This window comes from Nostoc sp., assembly GCF_036917635.1.
Lineage (GTDB): Bacteria > Cyanobacteriota > Cyanobacteriia > Cyanobacteriales > Nostocaceae > Nostoc.
Genome location: NZ_JBALCW010000023.1, coordinates 70,093 through 93,607, shown reverse-complemented (window position 1 = coordinate 93,607; position 23,515 = coordinate 70,093). Strand labels below are relative to the sequence as shown.

Here is a 23,515-nt window from a genome sequence, read left to right as displayed (position 1 = left end):
TAAAGCTTGTGGTAGATGTATATTTTTACCAAACGCTAAAAAATTTGGTATGTTACTCATGCTCAGACGCAAAAGCCGCCGTAAAATTTTCTCGGTGGCTACGCTTGTGCTTGTTATATGCTTTACTCTGTTAAGTGTGCGTTCATTTGGGCAAAAAATTATGACATCAGCATCCCAATTGCTCACCGACCCATTTTTACAACTGCCAACTGAAACCTCAGTGCAAGTAGTTTGGTTTACTGAGTTTGCTGGTGTTAATCACACAGTAATCTACGGTGAAAATCTTAAACAAACTGTTAAGGCAAATACTACCAAACTCAGTCGCACTCGTGAAGACCAACACTCAAGAGTTGCAAACCAAGCCAAAGACGGACAAGTTTATCAAAAACCCGTCTGGCGCGATATTTGGCGACATGAGGCTGAGGTGACTGGGTTAACTCCTGGTTTGCGGGTAAACTATCGCATTACGAGTGTGCGAGAAGACGGCGAAAGTGTTAGGAGTGATGTTTTTACCCTCGCAGCTACTGCAAAACTGGATACACCACTCAAAATTTTACTCACATCAGATCATCAATTAAAGCCGATGACTGCGGCAAATCTGCAAAAGGTGGTAGAAACGGTTGGACGGGTTGATGGAGTATGGTTTGCCGGTGATTTGGTTAATGTCAGCGATCGCGCCTCAGAATGGTTTGATGATAATAGTGGTGGTGCGTTGTTTCCCGGTTTACAAGGTCGTGCTAAATATGAAATGACGCACGACGGTGTTAAGACAATCTACACTGGTGGACAAATAATTCAACACGCACCCATGTTTACTTGCATTGGCAATCATGAGGTAATGGGGCGATTTGCCAGGATGGGAAGTTTAGATGATGAATTTGATGATACAATTCCCCGTACCGTTGCTCAAAAAATTTATCGAGACACATCTTTAGTAGACAATTCTTTTAATACTAATACCTACGAAGAAATTTTCTCTTTACCAAAAAGTAAAGAGGGTGGAAAAAGGTATTATGCAGTCAGTTTTGGTGATGTGCGTTTGGTGGTACTATTCGCTACGAATATGTGGCGGACTCCCAGTTTAAATGGAAAGCATAGGGGTAGATATCGAGAAGCCGAAAAGGATTTAAATAATCATGAAAATTGGGGTTATGGACAGGTGATTTATGAGCCAATTGCTAAAGGCAGCAAGCAGTACAATTGGCTAGAGGCAGAACTCAACAGCCCTGAGTTTAAACAAGCAAAATACAAAGTTGTAATGTTCCATCATCCGCCCCACACTCTGGGCGATAATATAGTTCCTGCTTATACAGAACCAGTTCAAATAATTGAACGGGATGATAATAATATCAAAGCAGTCCGTTATGAGTACCCAAAAGATGCAGATTACATTATCCGCGATGTTGTCCCTTTACTTGAAGCAGCTAATGTGCAATTAGTATTCTATGGGCATTCCCATTTGTGGAACCGCTTTGTTAGCCCCAGTGGAATGCACTTTCTGGAAACATCTAATGTGGGCAATACTTACGGTGCTGCTTGGGGTGAGAGAAAGCGAGAAGTGCCAATTGGATATCAAGAAGATTATGTTAAGCTTGGCGATCCTAATGGGTTAGAACCGATAGTGCCAACAATTGCCCCTTTGCTGGGTGATGATCGAAAGCCGATGCCTTATATTTCGAGTAATGATATTACGGTTTTTAGTATCTTTGACACGGGGACGGGTACGATAAGTAGTTATCGTTTTGATACTCGCAAGCCGGATTCGGAAGTATTGAAGTTTGATGAATTTAAGTTGAAATAGTCATCCTTACCATTACCGCCTGGGAATAAATTCCCAGGCTAATAGCTAAAGTCCTCTCAAGAGGACTAAATACAAAATTTTTGGCGTTGCTGATTTCATGTATGAAAATGATTCTGCATGATATCAAAATCTTTGTAGAGACGTTGCATTGCAACGTCTCTACATCTATATTCATACCGCAATTCAGCAGGGAGCATCCCGTCAGGTGCAAAAACCTTGATAGCCCTCATCCCCTAACCCCGAATCCCATATTTGGGATTCGGGGAACTAGAATTATGCCTCCCCTCTCACATATTTGGGATTCGGGGAACTAGAATTATGTCTCCCCTCTCACATATTTGGGAGAGGGGCTGGGGGTGAGGGAAAAGATTTAAGCCAAAATAGGGATGCTCCCAATTTAGCAACGCCAAATTTTTAGCCATATAGATGGCTATCATATCTAAAATGGAGAATTTCAGTCCACACTTAGTGGAATGCAAGCTATCAGCCCAGAACTGAAGTTCTGGGCGGGATATCGGGTAAGCGCGATACTTTGAGTGTTATAAAAATATGGATAACGACAAGTAAAAAAGGGGGGATCTCTTGTGCGTAAGTCCTAAGATTATAGACTAGCGATCGCATCGGCAACTAGTTTAGAAACAAAGGGCAAAATTGCCTGACTCTTAGCGTGCGCTTTACCTTCAGTAAATACCACTAAGAGGTAAGGGCGCTGTTCTGGTATTTCAATATACGCAACGTCATGGCGAACTTGACTTGTCCAACCTGCTTTTGACCAAATTTGAGCATTTTCAGTGACTCCACCGCCTAAGAAACCTGTTACCTGATTTTCTTCGGTGTCAGTGGGTAAATCGTTGAGAGTCCGTTTCAGTAAAGCCATCATTGCTTGCGATCGCCCACTTGAAACCGCCACCCCACCTACAATACTATGCAGTAAACGAGCGATCGCATTTGTTGTCAACATATTACGATTTTCCAGTAACTCTCCCACAAACGCCCGTTCCCGTCCATAAGGGCCATCACCCCAAGTTTTTTGACAGACGTTAATCGTCTGCATTTCTTCCCAACCTAATGATTGGTAATAGCGGTTAATAATATTACGCTGATATTTCCAAGTTTCAAAGGGACTTGTTGGTAATTCTGGCCCTGATGTAGTACCACTCAGAATATCCACAACCAAGCTGGTAGCATCATTGCTTGAATCTACAATCATATCCCGCAAAGCTCGCTCCAACTCCTTGGAAGTCTGAGTCATGCCTTTTTCTAGCCATTCGTTTACCGCTACCAGGTAAAATAGCTTGACTACACTGGCGGGATAAATCCGTTCAACACCACGATAAGTAAAACCACGAACTGGATGATCCCAAAAAGCGTTGGGAGTCAGCGCCCCACCAGTATTTACTAGCACTGGTGGATCGTAAACAACCCAAGTCAGGGCAATTTGATTACGGGCTAAGGTCGGAAATTCTGCCCAAGTTGCATCTAAAATGCCTAACCCAAGATTTTCCAGTTGTTCGTCTTTATTAAAAAAAATCATTCTCTAGTAATGTCCTTTAATCTAAAATCCAAAATCCAAAATCCAAAATCAGGGCAGTATCAGTGTATTGCTGACCTGAATTTATATGATTCTCCTGAATGTACGCGTTTAGCAACTCAAGCTGCATCTGGGCGGCATTTATGGGTAACATCAAATCATCAAAATTTAGCGATTGAGGTGTATTTGTGTGAAGATGACTATCCAGGATGGGTATCCTTTTCAGATTTTGATTCATTACAATCTGCTACTGTACATTACCCTGCTGCAACATTTTCTGAATCTGAAATTAAAAAACTCCTAGCAAAGGTCATCGCCTTTACCCAAAAAGCGATGCAACAATCCAATTATTACCTTTGGGGTGGTACGGTTGGGCCAAATTATGACTGTTCGGGGTTGATGCAGGCGGCGTTTGCTTCGGTGGGTATTTGGTTACCTAGAGATGCCTATCAGCAGGAAGGGTTTACTCAACCAATTACTATTGCAGAATTAACAGCCGGGGATCTGGTATTTTTTGGAACTAGCCAAAAAGCAACCCATGTCGGGCTTTATTTGGCGGATGGTTATTACATTCATAGTTCTGGGAAAGATCGCGGACGGGATGGGATTGGAATTGATATTCTCTCGGAACAGGGAGATGCTGTTAGTCAGTCGTACTATCAGCAGCTGCGAGGTGCTGGTAGAGTTATCAAAAGTTACGAACCACAGAGACGCTGAGGGCGCTGAGGCTTATGAGGAGTGGGTTAGTTGATCAAGGGTTGAGTGAAGAGAATGGGGCGATTTTAGCTATTGTCCCAGATGTTTCGGTGGTGCTGCCGATACATGATGAGGTGGAAAGTTTGCCGCTTTTACTAGAAGCGATCGCATCTACTTTATCTTCTAGTCAGATAAATTATGAAATTATTTGTGTAGATGATGGTTCTACAGATGGTTCTGGGGATTTTCTGAAAAAAGAGGCGCAAATTCGCACAGATTTAAAGGCAGTGATTTTGCGTCGCAACTACGGACAAACTGCGGCGATGGCTGCTGGATTTTATTATGCAGTCGGGAAAGTGATCGTTACTTTAGATGCCGATCTCCAGAATGATCCGGCTGATATCCCCATGTTATTAGCAAAGCTGGATGAGGGTTACGATTTGGTGAGTGGTTGGCGGCAAAAACGCCAAGATGGGGCTGTAAATCGGTTACTTCCTTCTAAAATAGCGAATTGGCTAATTCGGCGTACTACTAGCGTGAATATTCATGATTATGGCTGTTCGCTGAAAGCCTATCGTGCAGAACTACTGGCAGATATGAACCTCTACGGAGAACTACACCGATTTTTACCAGCTTTGGCGTACATCGAAGGAGCTAGAATTACTGAAGTACCAGTGCGTCATCACGCCCGTCGCTTTGGTCGCAGTAAATATGGGATTTGGCGGACATTCCGGGTGTTGATGGATTTGTTAACCATTCTGTTTATGAAAAGATTCCTCACCCGTCCAATGCACGTTTTTGGGCTGTTGGGCTTGATTTCAATGGTTTCGGGAACTGCGATCGGAATTTACTTAACTTTCGTCAAATTAGCTTTCGGTCAAATGATTGGCAATCGCCCTTTGCTGATTTTAGCAGTTCTCCTACTTGTAACTGGAGTCCAGTTATTTTGCTTCGGTCTTTTGGCAGAATTACTCATGCGTACATACCACGAATCCCAAGGGCGGCCTATCTATCGCGTGCGAGAAGTAGTAGCAAAAAATGTTAAGTAAGGTAGCAATGGGCATTAGGCATGGGGCATTGGTTATTAATTCTTTTCCCTCATCCCCCTCATCTCCCTTTTCTTACTGGCTGCGATCGCTGAAGGTGCTGGTGGTGGTACACTCATCTCCATGATGGTGACGATGATGGCAGACCGCTCACTGCCACAAGAACGGGGGCAAATTTTTGCTATATGTATAGCTGGACTTAACTTAGGAATTGTGATCGCTGCTCTTGTTCTGGGTGCGATCGCTCAACAAGTAGGCTACCGTGATATGTTTGGCTATGCTGCTGTGATGACTTCTCTAGCCCTTGCAATTTTTCTCACCCAGTCGAGCAAAGACCTATCAAACTCCCTGCCCTTTGCACTCGCTCTAGCTCCCGATGCTTATGCCTTGATAACAAATGTAGAGACGCGAAATTTTGCGTCTCTACACCCGAAATTTCGCGTCTCTACAAATTCGCATCTCTACAAAAACGGGCGAGGAGGGATTCGAACCCCCGACACCGTGGTCCGTAGCCACGTGCTCTAGTCCACTGAGCTACACGCCCTCACCGACAATCTATATTAACACGTTATAACCAAATGACGCAAGATAATTTCCCATCTAATTTTGCTAATTTAACCCATCTGGATCGCCAAGGACAGGCACAGATGGTGGATGTGTCTGATAAAGCACCTACTATTCGCCAAGCAGTAGCCGAGGCCAATGTGCGGATGCTGCCAGCAACCTTCGCTGCCATTCAAGCCGGAAATGTTCCAAAAGGGGATGTGTTAGCAACTGCAAGGTTGGCTGGGATTATGGCAGCCAAGCAAACAGCCACTTTAATTCCCCTGTGTCATCCCTTGCCTTTGCAAAAAATCGCAGTCGAAATTATACCCGATCCGCAACTACCTGGTTATCATATTCAAGCCACAGTCAAAACCAAAGCTGAAACTGGTGTAGAGATGGAAGCCTTAACTGCCGTTTCTGTCGCTGCCCTGACTTTATACGATATGGCAAAAGCTTTAGAAAAATCGATTCAAATTGAATCAATTCGTTTAATTAGTAAGAGTGGCGGTAAATCAGGAGATTATTCACCGCCAGAGCAATAAGCTACTCTATTTTGGGACATTGGGCATTGGGCAAACTCCTAACTCCTCACTCCCCACTCCCCACTCCCCACTCATGGCAGATTATCAGGATCAATGCCAAGATTACGCAAATATGCTGCCAACTGTTCAGCGCGTTGACGTTCTTGTTCAGCGCGTTGGCGTTCTTGTTCAGCGCGTTGGCGTTCTTGTTCTACTAATAACTCAGCCTGTTCTGCCCGTTGATTTAGTTCTAGGGAATTCAAAAATCTCTGTCCATCTGGACGGTAAATTACTAACTCTCCAAGGCCAGTTTGAAATCTAATTCCTAAGCGGGGACTGAGCCAACCATCCATTTGCCATAGCTTATTCAAATGGTTGTTTTGCCGCAACCAGCCATCTAGTTGAAAACTTTCAGGATCGTATAAATAGTATTCTTCAACACCATAAGTATCGTAAAACTCCAGCTTCCGCTCCATCTCCTTGGTATCATTACTATAAGAAAGAATCTCAAAGACTACTTGCGGTGGAATATTATCTTCTTGCCACTGACGATAAGAACGACGTTTTCCCTTTGATCTACCGAAGACAACCATTACATCAGGTGCAGTCGGTGTAATCAGCCGAGAACGCACAGGATACCAGAGCAAATCTCCAGCAATCAAAACATGATCCTTATTAGCTAACAGAATCTCTAAATTCTCCTTAATCAGAACAATCCAACGATATTGCTCTGTGTTATCTGCCATTGGTTTGCCGTCGCTATCTGGATAAAGGAGATCCGGGTCTATTTGCTCAAAGATCGTCATAGAATTTAACCCATCGGCTCTTGACTTTCAATTCGATTATGACTGGTTGTAAGGATCTAATAGCAACCACTGCCACAAAAACCTTAGAATGAATAGGGTGTATTTAAATCTGTAACAAATATTTATGCCTCCTCGTTGGCCTCGCAAACCCGATCGCAAAGACCCTGATTACCGCAAGATCGATGACCGGATGAATTTTGCCATGCATGTAGCGATCGCTGCTACGATTAATTCTGGCTTGTGGTTTTTCCACATCTTGAAAGGCACTACTTGGGAGTGGCTGCCTTGGGTGACTTTAAGTTGGACAGGAATAGTTTTGGTGCATCTGATTTATATTAGTGCGATCGCTAACTACACCGAAACTCCGCCAAAATCTACCTGAAGATGGATTACTCATGCTGGGGCGATTGTAACCTCTGGTAGTAGGATTAGGCTGTTAATTCAGCCATAATGTAAAAAAGCCTGAGATTTCGCACTTTTTCTTAATGTAGGGTTATTTTTATGGCTAAGACTAACACCACAGAACTACTAGAAGCCCTAGCAGCTGAAATTGGCGAAAACGTTTACATAGACGTTGCCAAATGGCATCTTTATCTATCTAATGCCAAACTCCATACAGTTGTTGCCGAGCAACTGTATCCTTTAATTACTTCCAACGCTGTAAATGAAGACCGAGTTTTACAAGTCTTGGGATCGATTCCAATAAAGATTGGTGGCGGGAAACGTGAAGTTCCTTTAATTGATTTACTACCCCTGCAATGTCAAGTCACTTTAGTAGATATTTTGGAAAAATATCAACGTGGTTTCTAATCGCTAAAATCAAGATTATCTAAGTTAGACAATTTTATTAATCAGCATTCCCTGATTCGATTTTAGCTTCTGGATTAGGTATCTATTTTATAAAAATGAACTCCACAAATACACACAAATTAATCTCGTGTAATTTATATGTGGATATCTGATAAAATCCTTTAACAATTAAGGAATCTCCGCGTTCAAAATCGGTTTACATTTGAGCAAGTTTATCTTGAGACTCGCTTTGAACTTCCATGCAAACTCATTGAGGCAATTTCTATGCTTTTACAAGTTAAAGATAGTGGCGAATTGGTAAAGATTGTTGAAATTCAGGAATTACTTGATCCCAATAGTGATGTTGTTCACGCAAAAGACCAAGAAGGTCAAGAAGAACAGCAAACTAATAGTTTTAAAAAGGAAAATCTCGTTTTTCCTTCAGGTGAAGTTCTACCACGCTGTTGGTTAGATGCCGATTATAGACACGACAACGCTTAATGATTTTAAAATCAGGTAATTTGTAATAGTAGGGTAGCACAGGTGTGCTACCCTACTATGTGCCAGATTATGACGCAGCTTTTTCTCCTATCGTCACCGTTTCATTCTGCTGAGATATAGGGAAAAATGTCTTAACAATCCAGTCAGTCAAGATGTGAGACAGTAATCCCATAGGCCCAGCAAACAAACATAGTGCAAGAGAGTGAATTGTCCAAATACCTGTTTTTTGTCCTTCCCAATAAATCCAGCGACCGACGAATAAATCCATCACTAAAAAATGAATCCAACCCGTTGCAGCAGCCGTTTCATCTGCAAAAAACCGCGCAATATCAGCTAATTGGGGATTCGATAAAGCTTGGGCATTTTCTGCCGTAATGCTATTGATAAACAAATACACATACGCTCCAGCTAATAGCACAAAGGGCAAATATGATGACATAATCTGCCGTGTAACTTTCCAATTTGGCAATAAAATCATCAACGCCCAAAAAGGCAATACGAAAAGATTAGCGCCGTTAAATAGTTGAGAGATCGTCATATTTTTGTTAGGTGAAGAGTTTTCAGTTATTATTTGTTTTGAATTAACTAATTATTCATAACTCGTAACTCTCAGGATATAGATCCCCGACTTCTCTAAGAAGTCGGGGATCTGATTATACTTACAAAGCTACAAGTTGTGATTCGATTTCTGAAGACTTCAAATCACGTCCAATAAACACTAAGCGCGTTTGCCTTGCCTCTTCAGATTTCCAGGGGCGATCGTAAAATTTATCAAATCGGGTTCCCACCCCTTGCATCACTAGGCGCATGGATTTATTTGGCACTGCTACAAAACCTTTAATCCGGTAAATTTCTTGTTGTTGTGCTATTTTCTCTAACTGCTGTTGCAGCTTTTCTGGGTCAAAAGTACGATTCAAAATTAAATTAGTTGAGGTAATTTCTTCGTCGTGATTGTGGTCTTCTTCGGTATCGTGATGACTAGGACGAGAATCTAAATTATCTTCCACTGCGGCTTGGAATCCTAATAATATAGATGCATCTAGTTGAGAGCGATCGCTCTCGACAATCTTCACCACTCTAGGCAACTCTTGCTTAATCAATTCCTGAACTCTAGCTTTTGTCTCGGCATCCACCAAGTCAATTTTATTTAACACCACTAAGTCTGCACAAGCAAGTTGGTCTTCAAACAGTTCTTGCAAGGGTGTTTCGTGTTCTAGACTATCATCTGCTTGTCGTTGGGCTGCGATCGCCTCTAAATCGCTAGCAAATGTCCCCGCCGCTACCGCCGCACAATCTACCACGGTAATCACTGCATCCACAGTGGCAGCATTGCGAATTTCTTGCCAGCGAAAAGCCTTCACCAGTGGTTTTGGCAAGGCTAAACCAGAGGTTTCAATCAAAATGCAATCGATACTATCCCGCCGCTTGATTAACTCTTGCATCATCGGGTAAAACTCTTCCTGCACGGTGCAGCATAAGCAGCCGTTGGTTAATTCAAAGATATTATTGTCGCCCTCACCATCTTCTGGGCAAACTTGACAGGATTTTAACAATTCGCCATCAATACCGAGTTCGCCAAATTCATTGACTAAAACGGCAATGCGGCGTCCTTGGTTGTTTTGTAGCAGGTGGCGAATTAGGCTGGTTTTTCCACTACCTAAGAAGCCTGTAATTACTGTGACAGGAATTTTTGTTGCCATTATTTAATTAATTGTGTCTGTTTGTATTTTCCCCGATCGCTGACTAAATTAGGAATCAGGGTTTATATATTCTGTAGATAGAAATTAGTGAGATTATCGCAAATGAATTCTGCTAAAACTATTAAGCTATTGATAAAACAAGCAAAATATGCCGAAAACATCAGAAACTACCAGGAGGCGGAAGTCCTTCGGCTATCCATAATCAAACAAAAACCTAATGATGTTCCTCTCAAAGCCAGGTATAAAGCGTGTTTTACTCCTGAATTCTGTTATTCTGAATTCTGCTGTAATAGCCACGATCGCTAACAAACAGCAGTAGGGGCAACATCCCCGCGATCGCCTGATTTTATTCAGGTGAACCCAGGAAGGTTGCCCCTAGATTTACAAAATTTTACTTAATTAAAGTTTACTCAGCAGTAACAAGTTCAGTACTACCGCGTGTCAGTCGCCGTGTGAGGCTATTGTAAAGCATTACCCCGATCGCCTTGATCAAATTGCCTTCCAATTCCTGGAACATCGTCATGTTCGTGCCAAAGGCGGCATTAGCTTCATCAACGATGCGATCGCTTGTAGCATCGTCAAGGGGTAATTCATCCAAATTTTGCCGATATTTGGCTTTGAATGCCTTCTCGTCAGAAATCTCTGGAAACTCATAAAAGGCTGTTCCTTGCCCATCAGACAAATTCATCGCCGTTACAGCAATATTTTTGAGAATTTGTCCCCCGGATAAGTCACCCAAGTAACGAGTATATGAATGAGCGATTAACAGTTCCGGTTCTGTGGCAGATATTTCTCGGATGCGCTTTACATAAGCTTCACCTGCGGGAGATAGCTTGATTTGCTCTCTCCAGTTAGCACCAAAGTAATAACTCAGGTCTTGCTCTAAGGTATACTTGCGGTTTAGCTCTTGAAAGTTAATTTTAGAAAGAATTGGGTGCTGGCGATGCTTTTCCATTTCTTCTTCCATCGCTGAGTAGACGAAGTAGAAATTAGCAACAAGTTTCCGGTAAGAGTTTTTCTCGACTACTCCTCTTAAAAAGCACTTGACAAAACCTACATTTTCTGCCATCGTGTGGGCTTTCTTAGTGCCTACACGTAATTTGGTTGCTAAATTGCTGCTCATACTAAATTTCTCAACTTTTAATAAAGTTAACTACCGAAGTTCTAATTTACTAACGGCTAAAAAAGCCATTAAAAGGTTACCTTAAAACTATTTGATGAGAATTTATATTAAAATTTTTTAAGCTGCCACAATAACGCATCTTTTTATACAATGACGACGTAAGCAAATAATTGCCCTGAACGCATGAAAATTATTTCCCCAGCATTCCCCATTGCCCATTCCTTATTTTCCAGTCAGAAAATCAGCTTTTGTGTTTCCAAAATTCCGAAAGGAATAATACACTACAGTAATATAGATTTTTAAATTAAGTCAACTTCATGCTCAAATCAAACATCTCTTAATCCTCGTATTAATTCTATCCAGATGAATGCCTAGATAATAAATTAGCGAGTTTTTCTTATTTCAGTAGTTCTTTGATAAAATCTAAGACTTAATACCAATTTAAGTACAGATACTGAGGAACATAGAATATGCAAGTGATATATTACAAATAGATTAACTGAGGAAAAAACGCATATTTTCATTATTAATAATGTATTATACAGCAGTTTCTAACTCAGTAATTGACAACATTTAAGTCTCAACGCCAGACAGAGAAACTGTCTTATTTTTGATTAATGACACATTAATGATATTATAAGTACTCAATTAAATTTCAACTTTTGAGCTACTTAATTGCAATAAATGATTACATAAACAATATGGGAAATATTTTAAATCGTTTAAAGGTTAGTCTGCACAATAAGCTATGGCTGTTTAACTACCGATTGCGAGAACTTCAAATCCGACTACAGTTCTACTGGCTTTTGTATCGAGGTAGTCAACCGCTAAATGTTAGTGATAAATCGCTGATTGTGTTTGCTCCTCACCAAGATGATGAGGCACTGGGCTGTGGTGGAATTATTGCACTAAAGCGAGAGCAAGGTGTACCTATTAAGGTTGTTTTTGTCACGGATGGAGGGGGTTCTCATCATGGTAATGCCAAGATTAGCCGCTCCGAAATTATTCAAATTCGCAGACAAGAAGCACTGACAGCTTTAAACATTTTGGGTGTTGATTCCAAAGATATTCACTTTCTTAATAAATCTGATGGCTCACTACACAAAATGACAGAAGCCGAACAGCAGCAAACGATTGAAGAAATGGCGCAATTGTTGCATACCTTTGCCCCTCAAGAAGTTTATGTAACTCACAAAAAAGATCGGAGTCGAGATCATGAGATGACTTATCAACTTGTTAAGGCCGCTATTGTTAAAGCTGGAGTAAAGGTTGATTTGTGGGAGTATGCCATCTGGTTGCTTTGGAAATCCTTACTATTTCGGGATCTCAAATTTGACGAATTGGCAGGTGCTTATCGATTATCTATCCACACAGTGCAATCCAAAAAGAATGAGGCGATCAAAACCTATCGTTCTCAATATTTACCTATAGATGGTGAATCTAGCGCAGTACTACCTCCTGGTTTTCTCTGGCGGTTCTTCTTACCTCATGAGGTTTTTTTCAAATCAGAATTGCCAAAGCTATAGCTTTCTGCTTTGGAATTGGAGAAAATGAAATTGTGTTTAACTTTGTTTGAATGAATAAGGCAGAATAGAAATTAGTGGAAGATTCGGAAGAACCACTTTTTTGTTAACATTAAATTTTAGATTTAATGTGGTTTTTAGCCATTTATTCATTGATGGATAGCTGATTTTTGATGTTTTTTACATCACTTAATAGCTTAAGCCAATAAAATACCTACTTTCCAAATCCCAATCTCTTTATTGAAAATTAACAGGAAAATAAATGATTCAATCACAAAAAGAATTTTGCTTTTGTACTTTAGCATTAGGCAAAAAATATAGCGCTCTTGCTTCCTTATTAGCAAAAGATATAGAGATATATTCCCCTAATACTTCTTTTATTATCTTAACCGATCATCCTGAAGAATTTAGTAAACATTCTCAAGTTGTAGTCTTTAAGCATGAACAACAGGGTGTTAAGTGTTACCACGATAAAAGATTTGCGATCGCAAAAGCTCTGTCACTCTTTAATTCGTGTATATTCATCGACTCAGATATGCGAATTTTGGCACCAGTACCAGAAGATATGCAATGGCTGCTAACACCAGGAATTAGCGCCAGAGCTTGTATGGATATGCCAAAAAAATTTACTAAAGTTCTTGCAGGAACTGCTAATAGTAAATTTTTGAAAGAATTTGCAGTTGTTAAAAATGCAACAAAAATGCTTAACTTGGAAACAAGTTGGAAAGATATTAGTTTTGTTCACGAGTACTTATTCTCAGTCACTAAAGATTCAGGCAAAGAAATTGAATTTTTGCAACAATGGGATATGCTCGCTAATTACTTTGAGCTAAACGGAATTTATGAAGGTGAAGGGAATGCAATAGGTTTAGCTGCTTATAAAGCTGGGCTGGCAGTTAGATGGAGTGAAATGGAAGGCATTTCATTTTTTAATAATAAAATTGAATTAGTAAAAATTAGCAAGGGTCAATCAAATACGGATGAAATTTCTAAATATTTTGAAGAACACGAGAAAATTTTATACCCTAAACGCTCTTTTGTGAGCAAAGCTATAGATAAACTTGGAAAAGCAATTATGCATTTTTACAGAAAAATCCGGTTCAAAATTGTTCGGTCTTCTTTGTTAAACTGAAATCTGAACACTGTTATCCAACTGAAAAAATCAGGTTTTTGTCCAAAAAATCTAGGTTCTTAGCTTCGTAATTGGAAGAAACTCAATTTTCTTTTAAAACAACCATCTTTGAGAGCATCCCATTAACGCGATCGCTATCATATCGCCTAAGATGAAAAGTGCTGAGTTCCGTTAGCATTAGCTGGGCGTTTAGTCGGTGCCTCAGCTTAAAGTTGAAAGATCGCCACAAAGGGTGGGGATTTTACCAGGTAGATAATTGCTGAGTATTTTATCTGACTCAATACATAATTATTGAGCCAGATAAATACGTAGATACCTAAATGACAGTTTCTTCTAGATAAAATCAGAACTTCAAAGGGGACTTACCCTACGGGACGCTACGCCAAGGTTTATTTAGCCACCAATTCCAGTCTTCGGTTTTGTAATGCAAGATTTGAGAAAAGGTTTTCTGTCAGAATTGTTGAATCAAGTGTTAAATGCTATTTTCTAGTGTGATTGTGTGGAGTATTGAAACAGATGGTTTCATTTATAACTCGGACACCGGGCATTCCGGGGGATTCTGCTTCTGTTGACGGATTGGGGAAAGGGATTGAGAGCAGTTTTGAACTGAATTTAATCTCATTACCAACAAATCCCTTATTTGGCACAGATGGGATTCGGGGACGAGTGGGAGAATTACTGAGTGCGCCCCTAGCATTGCAAGTTGGTTTTTGGACGGGGATTGTTTTACGTAACCATGCTACTCAAGTAGGGCCAGTCATTCTCGGACAAGATTCTAGAAACTCTAGCGATATGCTGGCAATGGCTTTGAGTGCAGGGTTAACAGCAGCAGGGCTAGAGGTTTGGTATTTGGGATTATGCCCCACTCCTTGCATTGCCTATCTCACCAGCATCAGTGATGCTATTGGCGGAGTGATGATTTCTGCCAGCCATAATCCGCCAGAAGACAATGGGATTAAAATTTTTAGTGCCGATGGTGGAAAGTTACCCCAAATATTGCAGGCAGAAATTGAAGCCGGACTGCGTGGCAAAATCTCACCTATTGCTATCAGTAATTGCGGACGGCATTACTCACGTTTCGAGTTAGTGGGGCATTATAGCTCGGCGTTAAAAAAACCCTTGAACAGTGCCATCAAGCTTCAGGGGATGAAGATTGTTTTAGACTTGGCGTGGGGAGCAGCAGTCGGGTTAGCACCAGCAGTATTTACAGAAATGGGGGCAGAGGTAATCTGCTTGCATAACGAAGCAGATGGCGATCGCATTAATGTTAACTGTGGTTCCACCCACCTAGATATTCTTGCAGCCACAGTACAAGAACACAACGCCGATATTGGCTTTGCCTTCGATGGCGATGCCGATCGCGTCTTAGCAGTAGACAATACTGGCAGGCAAGTTAACGGCGATTACATTCTCTACCTGTGGGGACGCCACTTAAAACAAAACCAACAATTGCCAGATAACCTGATTGTATCTACAGTCATGGCCAACTTAGGCTTTGAAAAAGCTTGGCAGCAAATTGGTGGTAACTTAATTCGTACCGCAGTCGGCGACCAATACGTACAAGCCGAAATGTTACGGACTGGGGGAATGCTGGGCGGCGAACAATCAGGTCATATTCTTTGCCGTCATTATGCCGTAACTGGAGATGGCTTGTTAACAGCCTTACATATAGCAGCTTTGGTGAAAGAGGCGGGTGTTCCCTTTAGCGAATTAGTAGATCAAAGCTTCCAAACCTATCCGCAACTTTTGCGGAACGTGCGAGTTATAGATCGCGATCGCCGTTTAGGATGGGAAGATTGTCAACCTGTGCAAGAAGCGATCGCTCTTGCTGAAGCTGCAATGGGTAATTCCGGCAGAATTTTGGTTCGCGCCTCTGGTACAGAACCAGTAATCAGGGTTATGGTAGAAGCTGCCAATGCTGAACTTACCAACTACTGGACAAATGAATTAGTTTCAAAAGTCCAACAGCATCTGATGGACTAAATTAGTTATTATCTCAGCTTTTAACAAGCGCCAATTTTACGTCACAGCTTCTACTAATGGCCAAGGCTGGTTAATTTGTAGAAGCTGTGACATTTATATTTGCATTGTTAGATCGTCACCGAATTAATTAATTACTTGTCAACAAAACTCACCGCATCAATATAATTAGTCCTGGCGTAACTCGGAACGTGTTATTATTTATTTCGAGATTCTTAGTTATATGTTCTAAGATAATATTATGCTTATTTTTGTTATCCCACTCAAAAGTGCAAAAGTTTCCAATTCCTGGGAACGTGTTACACAATTGTTTGAAAGATGCATTAAATCAGTTTGCAATCAAACCTCACCTAACTTTCACGTTATTGTTGTTTGTCACGAAAAGCCAAAAATAGAATTCACTCATTCTCACATCACATACATTACAGTTGATTTTTCTCCTCCCAACGAAACTAACCCTGTAGCTAAAGGAGATACAGATAAAGGGCGGAAAATATTAAAAGGATTGGTTTATGCTCGTCAATTTTCTCCCACTCACACTATGACAGTTGATGCTGACGATTGTGTTAGTAAAAATTTAGCCAAATTTATTCAACAATATCCAGATTCTAATGGATGGTTTATAAATAAAGGTTATAAATATCAAGAAGGTAGTAATTACATATATATTAAAAGAAACAATTTTTATAAAATGTGCGGCAGTTGTAACATTATCCGATATGATTTAAATGATTTGCCTGAAGTCGCAGAATATAATCGTGGCTATGGATACTATAGATATTATATAGACCACGCCAAAGTCAGAGATATTTTAAATAACAGAGCAAAACCCATTAAATCATTACCATTTCCAGGCGCAGTTTATATATTGGACACAGGAGAAAATCTTTTTGATAATTCAAAAAGATTAAAATTTAGCATTTTTAATCGTAAATTATTAAATCAATCAGTTATGGATGAATTCGGATTGTACGATTTACAGCAATCCAGAGAAATTTGTCAACTATAATATATTTCCCTGATGCTGATAGGCTACAGCACCATTATGCCGAAAAGAAAATCAAAATCCCGACCATCTAAAAACTCGAAAAAGCAGGCTAAAAAGGAAACTTCTACCCTTAACCTCAAAGAACAGTTAGCTCAAAAACGCAAAGCAGCCCAAGCACGTAAAGAACTTACTAGCTTACTCACCACCGCCACCTTTGGCGGTGTCTTCGTTGGCATTGCGCTTTTTTTCGTAGGTGGAATTAAAGCAGCAATCCCTGCTGTTTTGGGGATAATTATCATGTCCCTTTCCTACAAATACCCGCGTCAAGCACTATATGCCTTCATCATTTACGTACCTATTGGGGGTACTATCACCTACTACTTGGGCAATAGTCCCATACTCCAACTAGCTAAAGATGCCTTTTATGTTCCAGCCCTAATTGGACTTTGGCAGACTTGCCGTAAACAGGGGCTACCTCTAATTATTCCTCAAGGCATTAAAATCCCACTTTATATTGTTTTAGGTTGTAGTCTGCTAACACTATTATTTGTTAATGGTGGACAGCAGTTTAACCCGCCTAGCGTCGGATTATTGGAAAAAGCACCCCAAGAAATACCATTAGGTATGGGCATTCTGGGACTGAAAGTATTTTTAGGCTATGTCCCCCTGCTTGGTTGTGCTTACTATTTAATTCGTGATAAACGGGATTTTCTATTTTTATCGCGCCTCCAAATTGTCCTTATACTGATTTGCTGTGTGCTGGGATTTATTCAATACCTGTTATTACTAACTGGTGTATGTCAAGGCACTAGAGGTCTTGAAGGAAATGCCCTATTTGTCACATCATTAGAAGCCCGGTGTTATTTTGGTGGAGCGCTCTTATATAGTCCTGAAGAAGGAGTCATTCGCCTACCAGGGACATTTGTAGCTCCTTGGCAGTGGGCATGGTTCTTAATTTCCAGCACCTTTTTTACCTTTGCTACCGGCTTCACCGACCCCTCCCCAATATGGCGGCTGCTCGGTTTAGGTTCTTTAGTGATAGTCTTTATCAATGCTGTAATTTCTGGACAGAGAATCGCCTTAGCTTTAGTACCAATCTGCTTCGGAATTTTGCTATTGCTCACTGGTCAAATTGGCAACCTAAAACGATTTATCCCCATAGGAATAGGACTTGCCCTAGTTGTGGGAATAGTAATGGTGACTAACCCTGTTGTCGTGCAAGAGAGAACGGAGAGTTTTACAGGTCGATGGGAGGCTTCACCACCTCAAGACTTTATCGTTCAGCAATTTGCAGAAAATTGGAAAAACGTAGACGGGCCATTAGGAAGTGGCTTAGGTAGAGCAACTAACTCTGCCCGCGTAATGGGTCAAACTAAGCTAGTGGAAACCTACTATCCCAAAGTTCTTTTTGAAGTTGGAATTGTTGGAGTGCTAGCTTTTCTGAGTTTGGTCACTAGTTTAACAATTATTGGCTTTAAAACTTATCGCTCCATAAAGAACCGTAATTTCCGCAGTTACGGAGCAGCTTTGTGGGTGTTTATATTGTTTATTAGCTACAACACCTATTACTATCCTCTGGATGTTGATCCGGTTGCTGTCTATTATTGGTTTTTTGCGGGAGTTCTTTTTAAATTGCCAGAACTGGAGAAACAAGATATAGAAGATGCTAACCCCGAGACAACCAATAAGAAAAAACGTCTAAAAACAATTTAAGTGAAAAAAATGGCAAAAGTTATCATAGTAGGTCAAAAACACCTCAGCATTCCCAACCTACCTCGAAAATCTCGGCATATACTCATCCGCCCCAAGCCTTTCCCTGGTGGCAGATATCCTATAGAAAAAATTTGGTATCCTTTAAGCAGCTTTTTTCCCTGGCAACCTATATGGGAAAGATACCAAGCTATTCATTCTTTCAACAAAATTTTATATACAAACAAACCTTGGTTTCTCACCTTTGAGGATCATCGTTTTTTATATAGAAATCCTCAAAATCAAGGTGAAGCCGCAATTTATGAATTGTTAAATAATCGATTAGCATTAGAAAATTGCCAAAAACTTATAGCTATCTCCGATTATGCAAAATTGAGATTAATTAAGCGGATAGAAGGTTGGAAGCTAAAAGAAAAAGCAAGTAAAAAATTGGATGTAATCCATCCAAGCTTTCCAGTAAGGGTTAAGGAATCGAAACTTTATCAAGAACAGCAACTCCAGCTTATATTTATAGGAAATCATATTGCCCGCAAAGGCGGAGTTGTTGCTTTAAGACTCGCTAAAAAAGCGGAGAAACTAGGTTTACCTATTACTGTACATATAATTTCCGATCTGGGACTTGGTTCAGGAGTCCCAACTGATTTTCCCGATGAAACCAAATATGTAGAGGATTTAAAGTTATTGGATTTAAATAACGTTGTCTTTCATAAAAATCTTCCTAATGACAAAGTTATTGAGTTATTATCGCAAAGTCATTTTCAATTAATGGCGACATTACATGATACTTATGGCTATAGTATCATTGAAGGGTTTTCTGTTGCCACTCCTGCAATTACAACAAATGTATGCGCTTTACCAGAATTTATTCGTCATGGCGAAAATGGCTATATTTTAAAGCTACCAATTAATGAACTTAGGCACTGGAGTGATTGGCTGCATGAAGAAAAAACTAAAACTAATGAATATTGGGAAATTTTAAATAGCACTTATGATTATTTGGTAGAGCAAGCATTGCACCAAATCATTCAATTTCTTGATAGAAGTGATAAACGAGAACATTACGAATTCTTAAGTGCCGGAGCGTTAGCTCAAGCGCAAATTGTACATAACTCTGAAAAGCAAAATGAGTTATTTGATGATCTTTATGCAGCAGCTGCGGCGGGAGTATAGGGATTTCCAAGAAATAAATTATTCAAATAAACGAACCACTCCAGACGCAGAGAGCAGTTGCCTGCGCGGGTTAAGAGCGTTGAGCAAACTTCGGGATAACGCAGAGAGAGAATAAATAGAGGAGTTTTTGCGTCAGTTTTGGAACATTTTTTTATTTGGAAGTCCCTAAAGAACGAAAGATAATCTTAAGCAGTCCTTCGGCTATTGACTGAATTTAAATTAAGGCAATAGTAGTTTAGTGAAGTGAATGAAAATTAAGTTTTATAACAGTTCTCACCTCACCCCCAACCCCTCTCCGATGCTTTGGAGAGGGGAGTGTTTGCACCCATCAAATACGGGGTGAGCTTCAGACTGAATTGTACCCAAGTGAAAACTGCTCTATAAGGTTATTATCAAGGTAGAAAAATTCCTTAATAAAAAGCATGAATAATTGGCCATTAATTACTGTGGTTATCCCGACCTATGGTAGAGAAGAAGCCCTACGGGATAGTATTGTAGATGTCCTGAAACAGGACTATCCAAATTTTGAATTTTTAGTGGTAGACCAAACCGCAAAACACCAGCCAGAAATTCAAGCCTATCTAGAAGAGATGGCGGGGGCAGGTAAAATTAAGTGGTTGCGCTTAGATTGGGCAAGTTTGCCAGGAGCGCGGAATTATGCTGTGCGGCGGTCATCTGGTGAAATAATATTATTTATTGATGATGATGTTCAGCTAACCCCAGAATTGTTAACAGCCCATGCAAAAAATTATTTGCAAAATCCAGAAGTGGGAGCTGTAGCCGGTCGGGTATTTGACAGAATGAAATTGGGTGATTCTGGAGGAGATTTACAGATTGAATATCTACCTCCCCAAGCTATGGACCCTGGAATTGCTTGGTATCATATTGATTTAGTACATACCATCAAACCTCAGCAAGTGCTGACGGCGAGGGGCTGCAATATGTCATTTCGCCGCGAAATTTTTACAAAGTATGGGCTAAGGTTTGATGAGAGGTTTGGCGGTAGTGCTGTACGCGAAGAGTCAGATTTTTGTTTGCGGGTGCGACAGACGGGGTATAAAATTTGGTACGACCCAGAAGCCCATTTGGTGCATTTAGGCGAAGAAACAGGAGGTTGTCATGATATTAGTATGCGATCGCTCAAATATCAACTCACCTTCTACCACAACCATTTCCTACTAGGGCTGAAAAACCTTACTGCTACTCAAGCTTTACGCTTATATGCCCGTTTATTTGACTGTCACGTTCTCGGACACCCACCTTGCAACAAAAGCGGTTCCCCAATGAAAATTGTGACTCGCGGTTTTTTCTACATTTTAGGTTTTTTCAAAGCGTTGGGTACTATCATCCAATCATTATGGAACGATGGTCAAATTTACAGCCGATTGGATGAACTGGTTTAGTTAGGAGTTAGGAGTTAGGAGTTAGGAGTTAGGAGTTGGGAGTTGGGAGTTAGTGAAGAATAAAGAATAGCTGACAAAGAATAAATATCAATTAATAAATATCCATGAGAATTTTAGTTGCTAGTCACACTTATATCGTAGACCTAAACTGTGAAAAACTACGTGCTTTATCTCAACTAAAACCGGGAATTGAAGTAACAGTTGTAGTACCAAAGCGCTGGAAACCAGGCGGTGTACAAAATAGAATTATTGAAACTGAATACCGTGATGAAGGGACATTTAGAATAGTTCCTCTTTCTAATTTAAGTCAAAATCACCAGGGACTGCTTACCTTTGGTGCTGATTTAATATCATTGTTAAAAGAATTTCGTCCCCAAATCATCCAAGTTGAACAAGGTTCTAGGGGGTTAGCTTATACTCAGATGATTGGCTTAAATCAGCTATTAGGACTCAAGGCAAAAAATGTATTTTTTACCTGGTGGAATTTACCATATCATCTGAAATTACCAGTTGCTTTATTAGAAACATATAACCTCAATAACAGCCACGGCATTATTTCTGGCAATCAAGATGGAGCAGAAGTTTTGCGCCAACGGGGATATAAAGGGGCAATTAAAGTCATGCCACAATTGGGTGTAGATGAAAGTTTATTTACTCCCAAAGCTCAACCAGAGTTAGCAGCTAAGTTGAATATTAAAAAAGAAGATTTTGTTGTAGGTTTTGTTGGGCGATTTGTGCCAGAAAAAGGTTTGTTAACGCTTTTGCAAGCCTTAATCACTTTGAAAAATAAACCTTGGAAATTACTTCTGCTGGGACGAGGAGAGTTACAAAGTCAATTAATCAAAATGGCGGCAGCAAACAATATTGAAGAACGATTAATTTTGGTAGAAAGTGTTCCCCATAACGAAGTTGCAAACTATATCAATTTAATGAGTACTTTAGTACTGCCTTCTGAAACTGCTCACAATTTTAAAACCTTAACTTCTGTTGGCTGGAAAGAACAATTTGGTCATGTGCTAATTGAGGCGATGGCTTGCCAAGTACCTGTGATTGGTTCTGATTCTGGTGAAATTCCCTATGTAATTGGCGATGCTGGTTTAGTATTTCCTGAAGGTGATGTTCAATCCCTTGCTAATTGCTTAGTTCAATTAATAGATAAACCAGATTTTGCTCAAACTCTGGGTGAAATTGGCTATCAAAACGCAATGATTAAATATACAAATAAAGCCTTGGCTAAACAGCAATTAGAGTTTTATCAAGAATTGGTTAATAGTCACTAGTCATTGGTCATTGGTTATTGGTGAATAATAAAGGACGAAGGACAAATGATAAAGGAAAAATGACAAAAAAATGAAAATATTACAAATTGTTCCCTCAATTTCTCTGATTTACGGCGGTCCCAGTCAAATGGTATTAGGATTAGCTCCAGCTTTGGTAAAAGAGGGAGTGGAAGTTACAATTCTCACAACTGATAGTAATGGGGATAATGGCCAAACACCTCTGGATGTTCCTTTAAATCGCCCAATTAAACAAGATGGCTATGAAATAATTTATTTTCGTTGCGCCCCATTTCGTCGCTACAAATTTTCTCTAGATTTATTAAACTGGCTAAAACTTCATGCTCATGAGTTTGATATAGCACATATTCATGCTCTATTCTCTCCGATAATTAGTGCTGCTGCTATTGTGTGTCGTCAACAAAAGCTACCTTATATTTTCCGTCCTTTGGGTACTCTTGATCCGGCTGATTTACAGAAGAAAAAACAATTAAAACGGCTTTATGTTGCAATTATAGAACGTCAAAATTTAGCTGGTGCGGCGGCTATTCATTTTACCAGTGTTCAAGAAGCTAAAATATCAGAACGCTTTGGAGTATCTACGCCAGATTTGGTGATTCCCTTGGGTGTGATTCCGCCTCAATTCTCTATTAAAAATGTATCTAGTCAGTTAGAAATACCAAAGGATGTGCCATTAGTGCTATTTCTGTCACGAATTGACCCGAAAAAAGGGTTAAATTTGTTGATTCCGGCGCTAGAGAAGCTGTTAGCGGTTGGTTATAAGTTTCATTTTGTCTTAGCTGGGACAAATCCTCAAGATCCAGATTACGAACAAAAGATCATATCCCAAATTCAAAATTCACCACTGCGATCGCACACTACAATTACTGGCTTTGTGACTGGTGAATTAAAAGTTAGTTTACTACAACTTGCTGATTTATTTGTCTTGCCTTCCTACTACGAAAACTTTGGAATTGCTGTAGCTGAAGCGATGGTAGCAGGTATACCTGTAGTCATTTCTGACCAAGTGCATATTTGTCAACAGATACGTGATAGTGAGTCGGGTTGGGTAGGTGCAACAGATGTGCAAGTACTGGTAGAATTATTGCAAGAAGCTTTGGAAAATCCCCAAGAACGCCAACGACGGGGATTAAACGCTCAAAAATATGCATTGGAAAATTTTAGCTGGGATGCGATAGCTCGGCAAACAATTCAAGCCTACCAGGAAATTTTGGCAACCTAAAATTTTGTTTCAAACCGCCAAAGCCCGAT

General features: G+C 40.2%; 23 protein-coding genes, 1 tRNA gene and 1 pseudogene. 19 read left to right on the top strand and 6 right to left on the bottom strand.

The features are described from left to right. Positions 1 to 160: 160 nt before the first annotated feature. Entirely contained in the window at positions 161 to 1,801 is a 1,641-nt protein-coding gene (locus tag V7K32_RS07640; protein ID WP_334991858.1) for a metallophosphoesterase family protein, read from the top strand. Positions 1,802 to 2,402: 601 nt separating this feature from the next. Here the strand turns inward: V7K32_RS07640 and V7K32_RS07635 are convergent. After that, positions 2,403 to 3,335, bottom strand: coding sequence for a serine hydrolase (locus V7K32_RS07635; protein WP_334991790.1), 933 nt, complete (start codon positions 3,333 to 3,335; stop codon positions 2,403 to 2,405). 9 nt (positions 3,336 to 3,344) lie between these two features. Here V7K32_RS07635 and V7K32_RS07630 point away from each other — a divergent pair, with 9 nt between their 5' ends. The 4 genes and pseudogenes from V7K32_RS07630 to V7K32_RS07615 all read left to right on the top strand — a co-directional run. Next, the gene (locus V7K32_RS07630; protein ID WP_334991788.1) at positions 3,345 to 4,049 is read left to right on the top strand and encodes a C40 family peptidase; all 705 of its coding nucleotides are present in this window, start codon (positions 3,345 to 3,347) and stop codon (positions 4,047 to 4,049) included. Between the two features lie 14 nt (positions 4,050 to 4,063). Beyond that, positions 4,064 to 5,077: a glycosyltransferase family 2 protein gene (locus V7K32_RS07625; protein WP_334991786.1), complete on the top strand. Its 1,014-nt coding sequence runs from the start codon at positions 4,064 to 4,066 to the stop codon at positions 5,075 to 5,077. After that, entirely contained in the window at positions 5,067 to 5,201 is a 135-nt protein-coding gene (locus V7K32_RS07620; RefSeq protein WP_334991784.1) for a hypothetical protein, read from the top strand. The genes V7K32_RS07625 and V7K32_RS07620 overlap by 11 nt, the downstream gene beginning before the upstream one ends. Then, positions 5,147 to 5,464, top strand: a pseudogene (locus tag V7K32_RS07615) (MFS transporter); the annotation flags it as partial. The gene V7K32_RS07620 and the pseudogene V7K32_RS07615, both read left to right, overlap by 55 nt. An 80-nt stretch (positions 5,465 to 5,544) precedes the next feature. Here the strand turns inward: V7K32_RS07615 and V7K32_RS07610 are convergent. Continuing rightward, positions 5,545 to 5,618 (bottom strand) — tRNA-Arg (locus tag V7K32_RS07610). A gap of 34 nt (positions 5,619 to 5,652) precedes the next feature. Between V7K32_RS07610 and moaC the strand changes: the two genes are divergently transcribed. Further along, positions 5,653 to 6,162 carry a cyclic pyranopterin monophosphate synthase MoaC gene (gene moaC, locus V7K32_RS07605; RefSeq protein WP_334991782.1) on the top strand — a complete coding sequence of 170 codons (510 nt, stop codon included), beginning with the start codon at positions 5,653 to 5,655 and terminating at the stop codon, positions 6,160 to 6,162. A 71-nt stretch (positions 6,163 to 6,233) separates the two neighbouring features. Here the strand turns inward: moaC and V7K32_RS07600 are convergent, their stop codons facing one another. After that, complete coding sequence (locus V7K32_RS07600; protein ID WP_334991780.1) at positions 6,234 to 6,947, bottom strand: Uma2 family endonuclease; 714 nt, start codon at positions 6,945 to 6,947, stop codon at positions 6,234 to 6,236. A 124-nt stretch (positions 6,948 to 7,071) separates the two neighbouring features. Here V7K32_RS07600 and V7K32_RS07595 point away from each other — a divergent pair, with 124 nt between their 5' ends. From V7K32_RS07595 to V7K32_RS07585, 3 genes are all read left to right on the top strand, one after another. Further along, the gene (locus V7K32_RS07595; protein WP_334991778.1) at positions 7,072 to 7,329 is read left to right on the top strand and encodes a hypothetical protein; all 258 of its coding nucleotides are present in this window, start codon (positions 7,072 to 7,074) and stop codon (positions 7,327 to 7,329) included. 119 nt (positions 7,330 to 7,448) lie between these two features. Further along, on the top strand, positions 7,449 to 7,757 hold the full coding sequence (locus tag V7K32_RS07590; protein WP_334991776.1) for a DUF3181 family protein: 309 nt from the start codon (positions 7,449 to 7,451) through the stop codon (positions 7,755 to 7,757). Positions 7,758 to 8,021: 264 nt separating this feature from the next. Beyond that, positions 8,022 to 8,237 carry an acetyltransferase gene (locus V7K32_RS07585; RefSeq protein WP_334804079.1) on the top strand — a complete coding sequence of 72 codons (216 nt, stop codon included), beginning with the start codon at positions 8,022 to 8,024 and terminating at the stop codon, positions 8,235 to 8,237. A gap of 67 nt (positions 8,238 to 8,304) precedes the next feature. Here the strand turns inward: V7K32_RS07585 and V7K32_RS07580 are convergent, their stop codons facing one another. Together V7K32_RS07580 and cobW are read right to left on the bottom strand one after the other, a co-directional pair. Continuing rightward, positions 8,305 to 8,775 carry an ABA4-like family protein gene (locus V7K32_RS07580; RefSeq protein ID WP_334991774.1) on the bottom strand — a complete coding sequence of 157 codons (471 nt, stop codon included), beginning with the start codon at positions 8,773 to 8,775 and terminating at the stop codon, positions 8,305 to 8,307. Positions 8,776 to 8,896: 121 nt separating this feature from the next. Next, entirely contained in the window at positions 8,897 to 9,937 is a 1,041-nt protein-coding gene (gene cobW, locus V7K32_RS07575) for a cobalamin biosynthesis protein CobW (RefSeq protein WP_334991772.1), read from the bottom strand. A gap of 102 nt (positions 9,938 to 10,039) precedes the next feature. Here cobW and V7K32_RS07570 point away from each other — a divergent pair, with 102 nt between their 5' ends. Further along, positions 10,040 to 10,243, top strand: coding sequence for a hypothetical protein (locus tag V7K32_RS07570; RefSeq protein WP_334991770.1), 204 nt, complete (start codon positions 10,040 to 10,042; stop codon positions 10,241 to 10,243). 100 nt (positions 10,244 to 10,343) lie between these two features. On the opposite strand, the gene V7K32_RS07565 is transcribed toward V7K32_RS07570, so the two are convergent. Next, positions 10,344 to 11,060 carry a biliverdin-producing heme oxygenase gene (locus tag V7K32_RS07565; protein WP_334991768.1) on the bottom strand — a complete coding sequence of 239 codons (717 nt, stop codon included), beginning with the start codon at positions 11,058 to 11,060 and terminating at the stop codon, positions 10,344 to 10,346. Between the two features lie 701 nt (positions 11,061 to 11,761). Here V7K32_RS07565 and V7K32_RS07560 point away from each other — a divergent pair. From V7K32_RS07560 to hpsP, 9 genes are all read left to right on the top strand, one after another. Then, positions 11,762 to 12,586, top strand: a complete 825-nt coding sequence (locus tag V7K32_RS07560; RefSeq protein WP_334991766.1) for a PIG-L deacetylase family protein — start codon at positions 11,762 to 11,764, stop codon at positions 12,584 to 12,586. A 259-nt stretch (positions 12,587 to 12,845) separates the two neighbouring features. Then, the gene (locus tag V7K32_RS07555) at positions 12,846 to 13,715 is read left to right on the top strand and encodes a hypothetical protein (protein ID WP_334991764.1); all 870 of its coding nucleotides are present in this window, start codon (positions 12,846 to 12,848) and stop codon (positions 13,713 to 13,715) included. Positions 13,716 to 14,231: 516 nt separating this feature from the next. Then, positions 14,232 to 15,698 carry a phosphoglucosamine mutase gene (gene glmM, locus V7K32_RS07550; protein WP_334991762.1) on the top strand — a complete coding sequence of 489 codons (1,467 nt, stop codon included), beginning with the start codon at positions 14,232 to 14,234 and terminating at the stop codon, positions 15,696 to 15,698. A gap of 238 nt (positions 15,699 to 15,936) precedes the next feature. Continuing rightward, positions 15,937 to 16,704: a glycosyltransferase family A protein gene (locus V7K32_RS07545; RefSeq protein ID WP_334884969.1), complete on the top strand. Its 768-nt coding sequence runs from the start codon at positions 15,937 to 15,939 to the stop codon at positions 16,702 to 16,704. A 36-nt stretch (positions 16,705 to 16,740) separates the two neighbouring features. After that, positions 16,741 to 18,396: a hormogonium polysaccharide biosynthesis protein HpsL gene (gene hpsL / locus V7K32_RS07540; RefSeq protein ID WP_334991759.1), complete on the top strand. Its 1,656-nt coding sequence runs from the start codon at positions 16,741 to 16,743 to the stop codon at positions 18,394 to 18,396. A 9-nt stretch (positions 18,397 to 18,405) separates the two neighbouring features. Next, the gene (locus V7K32_RS07535; protein WP_334991757.1) at positions 18,406 to 19,563 is read left to right on the top strand and encodes a glycosyltransferase family 4 protein; all 1,158 of its coding nucleotides are present in this window, start codon (positions 18,406 to 18,408) and stop codon (positions 19,561 to 19,563) included. Positions 19,564 to 19,985: 422 nt separating this feature from the next. Further along, positions 19,986 to 20,966, top strand: coding sequence for a hormogonium polysaccharide biosynthesis glycosyltransferase HpsN (gene hpsN / locus V7K32_RS07530; RefSeq protein ID WP_334991755.1), 981 nt, complete (start codon positions 19,986 to 19,988; stop codon positions 20,964 to 20,966). A 104-nt stretch (positions 20,967 to 21,070) separates the two neighbouring features. After that, positions 21,071 to 22,246, top strand: a complete 1,176-nt coding sequence (gene hpsO / locus V7K32_RS07525; protein WP_334991753.1) for a hormogonium polysaccharide biosynthesis glycosyltransferase HpsO — start codon at positions 21,071 to 21,073, stop codon at positions 22,244 to 22,246. A gap of 70 nt (positions 22,247 to 22,316) precedes the next feature. After that, the gene (hpsP, locus tag V7K32_RS07520) at positions 22,317 to 23,486 is read left to right on the top strand and encodes a hormogonium polysaccharide biosynthesis glycosyltransferase HpsP (protein WP_334991751.1); all 1,170 of its coding nucleotides are present in this window, start codon (positions 22,317 to 22,319) and stop codon (positions 23,484 to 23,486) included. Positions 23,487 to 23,515 lie beyond the last annotated feature (29 nt).

What these genes read in the sequence shown, in the direction of transcription:
- V7K32_RS07580 (WP_334991774.1), bottom strand. Translation starts at nt 8,775, where the DNA reads ATGACGATCTCTCAACTATTTAACGGCGCTAATCTTTTCGTATTGCCT.
- V7K32_RS07570 (WP_334991770.1), top strand. Translation starts at nt 10,040, where the DNA reads ATGAATTCTGCTAAAACTATTAAGCTATTGATAAAACAAGCAAAATAT.
- V7K32_RS07585 (WP_334804079.1), top strand. Translation starts at nt 8,022, where the DNA reads ATGCTTTTACAAGTTAAAGATAGTGGCGAATTGGTAAAGATTGTTGAA.
- V7K32_RS07555 (WP_334991764.1), top strand. Translation starts at nt 12,846, where the DNA reads ATGATTCAATCACAAAAAGAATTTTGCTTTTGTACTTTAGCATTAGGC.
- cobW (WP_334991772.1), bottom strand. Translation starts at nt 9,937, where the DNA reads ATGGCAACAAAAATTCCTGTCACAGTAATTACAGGCTTCTTAGGTAGT.
- V7K32_RS07620 (WP_334991784.1), top strand. Translation starts at nt 5,067, where the DNA reads ATGTTAAGTAAGGTAGCAATGGGCATTAGGCATGGGGCATTGGTTATT.
- glmM (WP_334991762.1), top strand. Translation starts at nt 14,232, where the DNA reads ATGGTTTCATTTATAACTCGGACACCGGGCATTCCGGGGGATTCTGCT.
- V7K32_RS07640 (WP_334991858.1), top strand. Translation starts at nt 161, where the DNA reads ATGACATCAGCATCCCAATTGCTCACCGACCCATTTTTACAACTGCCA.
- hpsO (WP_334991753.1), top strand. Translation starts at nt 21,071, where the DNA reads ATGAGAATTTTAGTTGCTAGTCACACTTATATCGTAGACCTAAACTGT.
- V7K32_RS07600 (WP_334991780.1), bottom strand. Translation starts at nt 6,947, where the DNA reads ATGACGATCTTTGAGCAAATAGACCCGGATCTCCTTTATCCAGATAGC.
- V7K32_RS07535 (WP_334991757.1), top strand. Translation starts at nt 18,406, where the DNA reads ATGGCAAAAGTTATCATAGTAGGTCAAAAACACCTCAGCATTCCCAAC.
- V7K32_RS07590 (WP_334991776.1), top strand. Translation starts at nt 7,449, where the DNA reads ATGGCTAAGACTAACACCACAGAACTACTAGAAGCCCTAGCAGCTGAA.
- hpsL (WP_334991759.1), top strand. Translation starts at nt 16,741, where the DNA reads ATGCCGAAAAGAAAATCAAAATCCCGACCATCTAAAAACTCGAAAAAG.
- V7K32_RS07560 (WP_334991766.1), top strand. Translation starts at nt 11,762, where the DNA reads ATGGGAAATATTTTAAATCGTTTAAAGGTTAGTCTGCACAATAAGCTA.
- V7K32_RS07565 (WP_334991768.1), bottom strand. Translation starts at nt 11,060, where the DNA reads ATGAGCAGCAATTTAGCAACCAAATTACGTGTAGGCACTAAGAAAGCC.
- V7K32_RS07635 (WP_334991790.1), bottom strand. Translation starts at nt 3,335, where the DNA reads ATGATTTTTTTTAATAAAGACGAACAACTGGAAAATCTTGGGTTAGGC.
- V7K32_RS07630 (WP_334991788.1), top strand. Translation starts at nt 3,345, where the DNA reads ATGTCCTTTAATCTAAAATCCAAAATCCAAAATCCAAAATCAGGGCAG.
- moaC (WP_334991782.1), top strand. Translation starts at nt 5,653, where the DNA reads ATGACGCAAGATAATTTCCCATCTAATTTTGCTAATTTAACCCATCTG.
- V7K32_RS07545 (WP_334884969.1), top strand. Translation starts at nt 15,937, where the DNA reads ATGCTTATTTTTGTTATCCCACTCAAAAGTGCAAAAGTTTCCAATTCC.
- hpsP (WP_334991751.1), top strand. Translation starts at nt 22,317, where the DNA reads ATGAAAATATTACAAATTGTTCCCTCAATTTCTCTGATTTACGGCGGT.
- hpsN (WP_334991755.1), top strand. Translation starts at nt 19,986, where the DNA reads ATGAATAATTGGCCATTAATTACTGTGGTTATCCCGACCTATGGTAGA.
- V7K32_RS07625 (WP_334991786.1), top strand. Translation starts at nt 4,064, where the DNA reads ATGAGGAGTGGGTTAGTTGATCAAGGGTTGAGTGAAGAGAATGGGGCG.
- V7K32_RS07595 (WP_334991778.1), top strand. Translation starts at nt 7,072, where the DNA reads ATGCCTCCTCGTTGGCCTCGCAAACCCGATCGCAAAGACCCTGATTAC.